Origin of the sequence: Acetivibrio mesophilus (genome assembly GCF_004102745.1) — a bacterium.
GTDB lineage: Bacteria > Bacillota > Clostridia > Acetivibrionales > Acetivibrionaceae > Hungateiclostridium > Hungateiclostridium mesophilum.
In genome coordinates this window covers 88,831-102,118 of sequence record NZ_RLII01000010.1, presented here as the reverse complement: position 1 = coordinate 102,118, position 13,288 = coordinate 88,831, and the positions used below count along the sequence as shown (strand labels likewise).

The 13,288-nt window shown below is 36.5% G+C and carries 3 protein-coding genes; all 3 read right to left on the bottom strand.

Going from position 1 to position 13,288, the window contains the following annotated elements; translation table 11 throughout:
- Positions 1 to 277 (bottom strand): IS66 family insertion sequence element accessory protein TnpA (gene tnpA / locus EFD62_RS09550; protein ID WP_128706030.1); only part of this gene is annotated, 277 nt, incomplete at its 3' end.
- Between the two features lie 650 nt (positions 278 to 927).
- A complete protein-coding gene (locus tag EFD62_RS09545; RefSeq protein ID WP_069196052.1) occupies positions 928 to 1,437 on the bottom strand; it encodes a hypothetical protein in 510 nt (169 codons plus the stop codon).
- 238 nt (positions 1,438 to 1,675) lie between these two features.
- Entirely contained in the window at positions 1,676 to 13,210 is an 11,535-nt protein-coding gene (locus tag EFD62_RS09540; protein ID WP_235832617.1) for a Kelch repeat-containing protein, read from the bottom strand.
- Between the last annotated feature and the right edge of the window lie 78 nt (positions 13,211 to 13,288).

Here is a 13,288-nt window from a genome sequence, read left to right as displayed (position 1 = left end):
CATTAATTTTAATTTCCAATGTGGCTTTTGCGGAGTGTGCCGGTTTCGGTGCAAGCTGCATCCATCCGCTTGGTACTTCGGTTTTAGATTCTTTTTCTCCTCCAAGTACTGTACACTTTGCTTTACTCACTTTCTTCTGCCAATAATAGTATGTGGCTTTGCTTATTCCATTTATTAGGCAAAATTCTTTGATACTTTGCCCACTTTCAAGCCGGCTTTGTATTAATTCCGCCCACTTAGATAATTGTTGTTCAGATGTTACTTTTTGAATGTCCATACAATCACCCCGTTTAATTATTTCTACAGTGATTGTATCAACTGCGTAACAATTCTACTATGTGATGATCTATTTGACGGTTACTTATAACAGAACCCCTTCACTCCATTACTATTACAGTAACTTCTTCACTACTACGAATTCTTCCGCATCTATGCTCTACATCGCTACTTTCATCCTTGTCATTCCTTCGCTTTGATTTTTCACTTTACATTAGAGCACAGACTTCTCCTGTTCCTTGTAAGAGCCTGTACCAAGATCCTGCAATCTTTACGCCGACAGCCATCTGAACAGTAATCAGGTTCCTTTCAGATTTATCCCGCGTGGTCAAAAACACCCGGTTTCGACTGTATTTACGTAATAACGACGCTTCCTCGATTGTTCATTTTCATTCAACTTCTTGGTACGCACTTGATTGATTCATCAGCCTTTTCCTGTTACGCTCAATACCACAGCTTTTGACTGCAGCACCAACAGGCTGTTTAAAACCTGAACCTAAATGCCGATTTCGAGAGGCCTACACTCATCCCCTAGAAAGTATGATTTATTCGATCTATTCTCCTTTCATCTTCAGGACAGACTTTAACGCTAAAAAATAAAAGAAATCTTGAATTTCTCCAAAAATATTAAATTCATTTTCACTCAATTCACTATTCTAATTCAAGCCAACCTTTTCCATCAAAATAATAATGTTCAAAACCTAAATAATATGATTTTCCTTCATCCTTAACATAATATAAAAACTCCCCTTCATAATATGAAGTTTTTATTTTGGGAATGCTATCAATATACTTTGGCATTAACTCTTTTAAATCCTCTGGATATTTATTATTGTCTTTATAATAACTACTTAATGCATTAACTATACGAATACCATTATCAAAAACACTTTGTCGTTGCTTATTGATAATCGATATACTTAATGAGTTCGAAATAAACAGCATTATCAGAAATATCGCTGAAAAAATCATAACATATCTACCTTTTTTCAGAACAAATAAAATTGCCCCAAAAAGCAATGACACTACTCCGATTCTAATCAATAAATATATCAAATTCTTATACGATGCTAAATTGTATACTCTTACAATACAATTAAGCGAAGCTATCATCATAAAAAATATAATAATTAGCCCCGACAATATCTTTTTTTTATCCACTTCATATTTCCTCCCCAATAATCTCTCGTTTTTTTTACTCCATACTCACTAAATCATAATTTTTACTCTTTTTCGAAACAAGTCATTTAGATATATAGCACCACTTCAAAATCATGAATGATTGCAACTCACATTTCAAATTTTATAGTTAGGTATATTTTTTCAAAATCTACTTTTTTTCATTATAAGGAATGCTCCTCTTAATTTTCAAAACGAATAGTGAAGCTTTTACCTTGTTTTATTTCTGAGAAACAGTGCTACCAGGTGTAAAGTTAAAACTAGTTGTTTCAGGAAAAGGTTGAAACTCGTTAATTTGCCATGCTTTTAACATAAATGTAACATCTGCATCGCTAACCCTTCCATAACTATTTCTCATTATATCATCAGAAGGTATACTTAAAGTAATTCCATTTTTCATAATATAGAATTCTGGAGCTGCAAACCTATAACCGTTTTCTCCATATGCATCACCTAATCCTAAACTATGTCCAAACTCATGAGCAACAACTTTCGCTAGTTCTTCTTTATTATATACTTTATATGTTGATGGGTCTTTTGGATTATATTTTGTGTTACTGTATTTTGTTTTTGTATAAATCGTTATCTTACCAGGATTTGTTATCGACCAATTATCATATATAGTGTCACCAGACATATATTTATCTCCAAACAAGAAATCCCATATATTAGTAAAAACATTTGTATCATTCTGATTTGATCTTCCAATTTTATCTTTAACCTCTATGTTTAAATACTGCTGATTAGAAAAAGTAGCTAAAGGAACATTCTGTATTACACCATTTGGACTTGAATTATTACTATAAACTGTAGTAGTCAAATTAATATTCATTCCATCCACAGAGTAATTACCACTCCATACAGATTGAATACCATAAGCAGCAATTTCTGCATATGAGTAACCATTTGGATATACAGATTGTGTACCTAGATTGCTAATATAATATGTTACTGTTGATGGCATTATTTTATCTGCATCCCCTGTAAAATTGATATATGCAATAATATTAACATCATTTTCAGCTCTTTTTACCTTTATTGGTGCACTCTTCGTTTCTGGTCGTACAACAACATTCATTTTTCCGTTAACATCAGTCCAATAGCTAATCGTATCTTCTATTCCGATTTTTTGACAAAGCTTTCTTACTTTGATTCTTCTTTCCCCATCTTCTCCTATAACTATCATATCTTCATCTGCTACGAATAACAAACCATATCCATTCTTTCTAAAGAATTCTTGTTCTGTAACTGTAGTAATACCATTTGTAAAATCACTAGTTTCATATATAAATTCACCAATTTGCACATATGCAGGAACATTACCTGTTCTATCCCAATAAATTATTGGATTATTTGCACAATAAGTATATAAATTCAAACTCAACGGATCATTAACATCACCAGTGTATGTATCCTCCTGCAAAAATCTTGCAATCTTCGGGTCATACATCCTCGCATTCAGGTAATACAAGCCTGTCTCCTCATCGTACTGATATCCGGCATAAGTTATGTTGTTATCTACATTTCCGGTTGACTCAAGGATATTGCCGAATGCATCGTAATAGTAGGTAGCATCTACTTTTCCTGTAGCAACATTAATAAGTGCTGTTACGTCCGCATGTCCATTGTACATATAGTAATAGCTGTCTTCCCCTACAGTACGCATAAGCAGATTCGATCCATATACGTTGCGGTTGGCGTTTCCGCTGCCGTCCAGTTCAAGCACTACCTTATCGTACTCATATATATAGGTTGTCAAGGTTCCGTTAACTTTTTTCCCTATCCTATAGCCTTCTGCATTGTATATATTTTCAACAGTAGAGCCACCAGTAATGGTTGTGCTTATCAATTGATTAAATTCATCATATTCATTTATTGTTCCAGTATCCGAACAGCTTATCTGGTTGCCATTGTTGTCGTAACCATATGAAACGGTTTTATTGGTCTGGCCCACCATGACAATACGCTCAAGCCGGTTCAATTCGTTATAATGATAGGTATTTGTCTGGGCTATTGAACCATTTAACTGTATTTCTTCCTTTTCTCTATTGCCCGCAGCATCATATGAATACACAGTCACCTTGTTGATGTAGTTCTCGTCTACCGACTTCAGCCTGTTCTGTGCATCATAAGTATATACTGTTTTACCCTTTCCATCCACCTTTGATGTGATGTTATGACTTGCGTCATAAGTATACACATAGGTTTCTGTGTATCCGGACATTGTATTTACAAGCTTTTTCAAAAGTCCGTCATCATAATATTCATACTCTTCTTTGGCACCATTTTTATATACGACACTCTTTCTTGCACCATTCTTATAATAAGTATAGTATGCAATATTGGCTGCAGTTTCACTTCCATCCTTTACATACTCAAGTCTTCCCACAGCATCGTAAACCTTTGTGGTCATATTTGACTTCTGATCAATTGCTGTCTCAGCAATCATTCCATAGTCAGTTATAATGTCGTATACGTAAACCGTTTTGCCTGTTACACCAGTTACTGCTTTTGCTATTACCCTGTTTAAATCATCATAGGTTCTGATTACGCTGTTTCCTGTTCCTCTCGATGTCTCAACAGTTGCCTCCAACATATTTCCGTTATTATCGTATGTATAGATTCTCTTTGTATAATCTCCTGACTTAACTGCGTTCTCTTCAGCCAGCCATCCCTGCGGATAATACTGATATGTTGTGGTTACATTATTTCTGTCAATTTTCTGTTTTAACGTTCCATCTTTATAATAGCTATAAGTTTCAGCATTATCAACAGTACCCGGATAAATCTTTTTCTTTATAAGATTCATCGCATTGTACTCATATCCAACAGCAGGTTTTCCCTCGAAACTTTGGGATTCCATATTGCCATTGGCATCATAGCTGTAGCGGGTCAGGGTCTTTATGTCCTTGAACCTCTTTTGCCCGTTACTGCCTACGGAGTCATATTCCATCAGCTTGACTTCAGTTAACTGACCATACCCATTGTAAATATACACCGTTTCATTTCCACATCCGTCATCTTTTGTAAGAATATTGCCTGCCGCATCATATGTCTGCTTCCATTCATGCACAACGTTGCCATCATGGTAATCCCTTGTAGTTACAAGCATACCATTTTTATTATACTCAAATTCCTTGATATGGTTTTCACCGTCAAAGGATTGAATCTGGGCACTGTTTAAATTGTAGTTGATTTTTTCTATTGCCGCGCCAGACGGGTCAACTTTTTCAATAAGCCTTCCCATATTGTCGTATTTATAGGCATATACTCTAACAGATGATTTTGTTGTTTTTCCTATAGACTTAACTACTTCTACTTCTTTTACAACATTTCCATTTTTGTCATAGCATATATATTCCTCGTGCTGTGATGCTCTTGAAGTACTTACTTCCTTTGTGTCAGGGTTGACCAATTTCTTATTATTCACTATTGTTTTTATTACTCTTCCAAGCTCATCATACTGATGTTTGGTAACATTACCGTTTGGATCGATTTCATATACCAAATTACCTAATAAATCATAGCCGTAGCGTGTTGTTGTCTCATTCCTTATTCCACTGCTGCCATAGATTTTGCTGCTGAGTAATCTTCCCTGCTCATCGTACTCATACTCCTTAATTACATCAAGACCGTTCTTTTCACTCTTGACATTACCCATGGAATCATATTTGTATTCCACTGTGTTCGATTCAATCGATTCATCAGAAGGATAGGTTACGCTCCTTAAATTACCCGAATTATTGTATTCGTAGACCGTCCGATTTCCTTTGGCATCAGTAATACTTTTTATATTTCCTGCATAGTCATAAATTTCAGTTTTAACCCTAACTTCCTCTCCCAAAGGATTGTCAATGTCCTCCAAAACATATACGTCAACTTTTCTGTTTGCATCATCATAAGCATATCTTGTTAACGCATAGCCAAGGCCTGATACTCCTACTTTTGAAGAAGCTACCTCTGGTGTTGTCGAGTCATATTTCGTAACTACTAAGTCCTTGCCATAAGCTGAATACTCCTGAACCACTCTTCCAACTCCATCATAAAGATATTTCTTATTGAAGTTCCTGCCAGCGCCGGCATTTGTAAATTCAGGATCCTTTTCAGTCTTTACCTGACTGGCAAGATTATATGTATACTCTATACCATAAGCATTATCAATTGAACCTCCTGCTTTGTTATATGCTTCACCGTCCACTTTTTTGGTGACATTGCCGTTTTCATCATAAGCATAAGCTTCAATTACAATGCTCGAGGCAACATCCTCAAATGCTTTGGTTGTTGGATTGTATTTTTTTGTAATACCCTCGAAGCTTTTTGCCTTCAACCTTCCCGAGTCATAGTAGGTATATTTTACATGGTTTCCTGTCTCTGATGGTTTCTTTGCTTCAATATAGTTTTGTGCCGACACCTCAGCTATCAATCTTCCTGCAGTGTCATACTCATATGCGGTAGTTACACTTTCTTTCTCCTGCTTTACGGTTTTATTAACCTCATCATATTTGTTGAGCATAACGTCTGTAGTTGTTTTTACCATGAATCCTCTGCCATCATATTTATACGCTGTGCTGCTCAACTTTTCAACTATATTCTCGTACTTGGACAGAACCTCAGCTTTTACAATTTTACCTTCCCAGTTGTAAGTTGTAATGTTCTCGACGGTCTTATAACGCCCTGAACTTTCCGGATTTTCCATATCCCTGATTGTTATACTCTTCTTTATTACTCTTCCAAGACTGTCATAAGAATATTTCTCAGTAAAGTTACTTGGGTATGTTATATTTCGGGCATTCCCCTGGGCATCAAAATCAGTATAAGTTGTAACAATTGCGCTACAGTTGTCATGATATTCATAAGAGCCATAGTCCGTTATACCTTGGTTATTTACAGGAAACAATCTTTCAAAGGGTACAACATTATCTCCATTTAATACCATATCCCTTGAAATATCTTCGTTCTTTACCAATACTGCAGTTTTTTCCGGTTTGCCGTAGGCATTGTAGTCAAGGTATAGAACTGATCTTTTCCTATCGCGTCCATAAACATCCTTGTCAAAGGTTGTCCTTTCTTCAATAAGATTGCCGTCATCATCATAGAAATACTCTACTTTCTTGCCATTCGAACTGTTTTCTTGTTTTACCTTGTTATCGTTGTAATATAAGTACGATATACTGTTGTATTTCTTGCCGGCAAGAGCATCCGATCCCATGCTGTATGTACCGTCACTATTTAGTGTAGCTGCAATCAGATCAACATACTTTATCTCTTCGACTTTTCTTCCTGCTCTGTCGTAATTAACCCTTGAATAAGATATTTCGTAATTATTGCTGTTAAGCTTTTCTACAGGAGTATACTTTTCATCATAGTATAAATTTCTGCTCGAGTCGTAATTCCTGTAAGTATAATGACTGATGCTTCCCCTTGGGTCTTTTACAGTCTTTACATTTCCATCAGGATAATATGTAGTGACTGTACTTATAACATTAGTCTCGTCAGGATGTATTACCTCTACTTCCCTTCCGACATGGTCATAAATATATTCGGTTTTTGAAAACTTGCCGTCATTGAGATACTGTTTATATATCTTCTTTGATTTCCGAATATTGTCACCATATATATCTTCATAAATATACTCCTCAAGCTTAACTGCGCTTGTATCAGGACTATCATCGTCCTTGAAATAAGTAGCCTCCAGCCTGTTCAGAGAATCATATTCATAAATGTAATAGGACTCTAAGACCTCATCTGCGCCTGTTGAAGCCTTACTGTAGTTTTTCTTGCCAATAATATTTCCCTCTGCATCATATTCATATTTAGTGATAGTGCTTGAAAGGCTTAAGCCTTGAACATTGTTTGTAAGCTTGGTTACTCTTCCATATACATCATATTCATAAACCATAGATGCTGTTCCAATGTAGTCTTTCCCTGTATCATACAAGCTGTTATACATTACAGGATTAACTTCTTTCTTCTTCCTGCCGTCATAATCATAATAAGTCCTGTGAATACTAACCGTTTCTCCAACCAAGTCTTTCTTTATGGTATGGGTTATCTGGTTTGTGTTGTTGTAGCGATATTCTGTTTTATATCCTATCGGACTTGACACCGAACTTACTCTAAAGCAATTATCGTATTCATATTTATAAGCAGCATCAATATCGTTAGACACAGTAAGGTCTATTTTATCGCTTGTTGCCAATAAATTTCCGTTGTTGTTATATTTGTATGTAGTCCATGTACCGTTTGGATATGTTATTTTTTCTATCAAACATCCCTTTATTTTATTGTAACCGGTAACATATTTATAGCGAGTTACGGCATCTCCTGCTTTAAGCACACTATCTGTCGGCAGTTTTGTACTTGTATATACCACTCCGGATTCCACTGGCTTTACAATTCTTGTCAGTCTGCTTCTGTATTTTGTAATCCCCTTTTCCTGGTATGGCTCATAGTTTTCATACATATAAAATGTCTGTTGATTCATCTGGTCAATTTCATACATTAGGTCCCCATTTTCATAATAGCTATACTTTCTTGTGGAATTGTCCGGGTAAGTTATCAATATAATATTGCCATCTCCATCTTTCTCCACTTTAGTCGTGCTTTCATTAAATGTTGCTGTAACTATCTCCGGCAGATTTTTATTTCGAATATCATCATATGCCGGGCTTTTTTTCAAATCATTATATGTGAAGTTTGTAATGTCAATTATACCGGTATCATGCTTAATTTCATACTTATAGGTTGTCTCCCTGCCTTTTGCATCGATTGTCTTTAGAGGCTTTCCTGCAAAGTTAATGTTATATATCTCTTTTGATATTTTACCTCTTTTATCAAAAACGGTGCGTGCAACCTCATTTTTATCTGTAGGCTGTTCTCCCTTTTCATCGCAAATCAAATCCGTATAAAGATAGTATGTGGGCCTTCCTTCAGTATCATATTGCTTGTACATACGTCCATAGCCATCATATACATTTGTAAGAATTTTAACTTCTTCACCCGAATCATTTATTTTTGAAACCGTTTTTAGCTTATATCTCTGCCCTTCAATCTCGTCATCAGCATTGTAGTACAAATATTTTGTAGTATAGCCGTTAAGGTCTTTTACTGCTTCCAGCATTCCATTTTTATCATATGTATAAGTCACTGTCCTTCCGGAATTATCCTGTACGCTTCTCAATTTATTACCATCATAGTTAAAGGTAAGTACTCTTCCTATTGAATTGCTTTCATTGTTCGGCTCACAATCATATAATTTCTTTAACTTTCCATCTTCGTAATGGTATTTGATTATATTGCCATACCTATCAATCATCTTTACAAGGTTGCCGTCATGATACTCGTAGGTTATTTGATCTTCTTTGGTTGTAAGCCTGAATACATTGTTGCCTAAATCCCGCAGTTCATCGTATATCCCTGGAGGCGGAAGGTATTTACCATTTCCAGTGGGTCTAAATATTGCTTTTGCTCCTGATGGATAAGTTACCTCCATACCATCAGCATCTTCAATATAGTCAGTACACACCCAACCAGTATGCAGTCCATCAATAGTCTTTACCTTTATCCATTTATTTCCTAGTGTATAACCTTCAAATTCTACAATGCTTCCATAGGCAAGGCTCTTTATTATACGCCATTGCATTGGATCTAAATAAGTAAGCTGTTCAATATTGGGAGGCTCCTGTCTTAAGTTAAGAGCTGACGCCGTTACTCTCTTATAAATACCATCACTCTTTTCACTGATTGAAGATTCGAAATTAAAGCTCCAACCATCCTCCTGAACTGTTCCATTAACCACTTTTATGCTGTTTGAGTTGTATGTCCTCGTAATGCTAACAGTCATTGCAGGACTATCGATACTGAAGTCCTCTACCTGAGTAGAATAACTTCCGGAAACGTTGTTAACACCATTGAGATCAAAGATGCCACTATTGCTCTCAAGACCATTTAAGCCATCGAGGTATGTCAACCCCGGTATTACCTGTGTAAAATATTCGTGGACTTCGCTCAGAACATTATACCCATCTGTACCTCCCACTATATAGATTTTGTTGTATGCCACAACTGCTCCAAACGAACTCTTTGCTCTGCTAAGACGAGGCAATTTCTTTATGATTTTTTCATAAGGGTCAAATTCCTCAACGATGTCTGAAGCTCTATTGTTGGTACCTCCTAAAATGTATATCTTTCCGCTCATTGTCAATGCTTTAAGCTCTGACCTTGCTTCTGTCAGTTTTGCGCTCATTGTTTTCCATGTATTTGTTTCTGGGTCATATTCTTGGATAGATGATAGATATCCGCTTTCACCACGTCCACCAAATACATATATTTTACCTCCATAGGTTGCTATACCAAAGTCTGCCCTTGGAGTCATCCAATTTGAAGTTTTTGGTTTACCAGTCCACTGCGGGTTGTCCGCCGACAGGTCGCACACTTCAACCGTATCACTGTATTTTAAGCCATTATAACCACCGATAACATATAGTTTGTTTCCAATTACCACAGCTCCTGCTCCGCTTTTTGCCTCGCTAATCGCAGGAAAAGCTATGGAATTATCAAATTCAGCTATTGATGGATTATATACTTCTACAGTATTAAGGTAATTAAAGCCATTAAATCCACCAACCACATAGATTCTGTTGTCGGTTGCAGCTACAGCCATATTTGATTTTGGCTCACGCATCTTTTTATTTGGATTGGGTGATGAACCCGGTGCATACTCTGTCCAGCTGTTTTTTACAGGGTCATATTCCGATACTGTGTCAAGGTATATAGTAGTACCTTTGCTTTTCGGATCAGGAGAGCTTCCTCCAAAGGCGTATAGTTTTGCATTTACCTCAGCAAGTCCCAGTCCTTTCCTTGCAGGTTCAAGGGATGCTTTTGATATCATTGTACCCGGTTGGGGGTTTGGGTCAAATTGTTCAATTAGGTTTTTCCATGGTAGTTCGTAGTAGTATGTTTTTGTTTTGGAATCGTATATCTCTCGCACATTATATGTGTACCCTTCACTCAGTGGTTTGGTTATGATAAGGATATTAATTTTGGAATAAGCTATTTTGTCAAAATATATATTTTGCACTTCACTTCCACTTAATATTACCTTATGGGTTCCACTCGCTTTAAAATTAGAGTTATTACCAACTTTTTGTGCAAAATTCCCTTTCACCTCTATTGTTCCTGCTGTCAACTTTCCTTCATGACTATAACTGCTTTTTGTTTCAAAATTCCCTCCTACTAATATGTAATCATCCTCTTGTGTCATTTCCAAATATGCTCTTCCGCCCATTGTGTAATTCCCTGTTACTTCCAAAACCCCTCCATTTATATCTAATGTGCCTCCTGTCTGTATTAAATTTCCATTTACCTTTAGAGCCTTTCCTGCAAGATTCAACGTGCGTCCTTTTATATACAAATCTCCATTTATTACTTCATTCCCTGTCAGATTCCAATCATGATAATATACTGTCATCGGTGATAGCCCCGATGTATTGTTTATAAATGTCTTTGCATTATATGGATTTTTAAATATTAGTTCTTTACCTGATGCGTTTCTGTTCTCTAATATGTTAAACTGCGATATATCTGCACTTGAAAAGCTTACTGTCTGTTGCTCTTCTCCACTTAATACAACCCTATGCGTTCCACTCGCTTTAAAATTAGAGTTCGAGCTCGACGTGTTTCTTACCTGTGTAAAATCACCTTTCACTTCCATTGTCCCTGCTGTTAATTTATCCTTATGTTCACACTTGCTCTCTGTCTCAAAATCCCCTCTTACTAATACGTAATCATCCTCTTCTGTCATCTCCAAGTATGAATATTCGCTTATTTTATAGTCTCCTGCTACCTCTAACCTTCCTCCATTTACGTCCAATGTACCTCCGGTTTGTATCAAATCCCCATTTACCTTTAGCGTTTTTCCTGCAAGATTCAACGTGCGTCCTTTTATATACAAATCTCCATTTATTACTTCATTCCCTGTCAGATTCCAATCATGATAATATACTGTCATCGGTGATAGCCCCGGTGTATTGTTTATAAATGTCTTTGCATTATATGGATTTTTAAATATTAGTTCTTTACCTGATGCGTTTCTGTTCTCTAATATGTTAAACTGCGATATATCTGCACTTGAAAAGCTTACTGTCTGTTGCTCTTCTCCACTTAATACAACCCTATGCGTTCCACTCGCTTTAAAATTAGAGTTCGAGCTCGACGTGTTTCTTACCTGTGTAAAATCACCTTTCACTTCCATTGTCCCTGCTGTTAATTTATCCTTATGTTCACGCTTGCTCTCTGTCTCAAAATCCCCTCTTACTAATACGTAATCATCCTCTTCTGTCATCTCCAAGTATGAATATTCGCTTATCCTATAGTCTCCTGCTATCTCCAACCTTCCTCCATTTACATCCAACGTACCTCCGATCTGTATAAGGTCACCATCTACTTTACACTTATAGACATTTAAATTAATAATCCTGCTTTTTAAATTAAAGCTTTTATATACCCTATTTTCATTCAACACCGTATTTGCAGATATGCTTCCTGCACCAGTATTAACAATTACTCTTTGGCTCTCCAGAGATTCACTTCCTCCGGAAATCGCCTTTACCTCATATTCATAATCTGTACCCGCAGTCAAACCCGTATCTGTAAACTCAACCGCTGTCACTTCAGCCGCTACCAATTCATCATTTCTATATACGTTATATTTGCTTATCCCCTGAACTCCATTCCAGAATATCTTCGCAGAATTATCGTCAATAATATCAGCATCTACATCCATAGGCTTGCCCGGGAAGCTGAAAACTACCTTTTTCTCGCTCCATGCCCCATAACTGTTGCTAGCAAACTTAACTCTAACTCTATATGTATGACGTGTATTTTGTAAAAGACCTGTATGCAAATAACTTGTCTCATTGATATATTTAGATTCAAATTCATCTATAATTAATTCATACCCCGCAGCTCTTGCTACTTGATTCCACGAAACCAATATACTTCCATCCTCATTTACAACAGCATTTAGCTCCGTAATATTATTCGCAAGGGTCATAACTACAAGTTCCGTACTTCTCTCCGATTCATTGCCTGCTTCATCGTAAGCTGTTACACAATACTTATATGTAGTATTCTCGGTTAACCCTTCATCAGTAAAATACGGTTCTGTAACATCAACATTTAGTTTTACTCCGTCTCTGTATATATAGTAACCCTTTACACCAACATTGTCAGTCGACTGACTCCACGACAAAGAAATAGTTGTGTCAGTTCTATCCGTACTGATTATACATTCCGGTTTTGATGGTGCCTCCACATCCAATGGAGTAGGTGAAACTGTTGGAGTTGGAGTTGAATCTGGGTCTGGTGTTGACGTAGAAGTAAATTCCGGAGATGGAAATGGTAAAGGCGATGGAAATGGCGTAGAAGTAAACTCCGGTGATGGTAATGGAGACAATAATGGCATAGGAGTAAATAACAGTGTTTGAGTTGGCGACGGCGATATTTCTTGTGTAGGTGTAACTGCAGGTGATGCTGTCACTGTCGACATCCCACTCTCCATTGGAGTTGGAACAACAATCCCCGAAGGTGTACTATATACCAATTCAATTGCTTTGTCCTCAGCAGCTTGAGGTAGTTCTACATTCATTTCTTGACTCAATGCCTGAACTACATCTGGACTAATAAAAACCGAAAGTGTTATGGATAAAATAAGACAGATTGATATTGTTTTCTTAATAATTTCCCACTTATTCAATGTGATTTCCCCCTATTTGTAAAAATAATTAATTATCATATAATGCGAGACTGTTTACAAAATCTAAGCATCTATGTA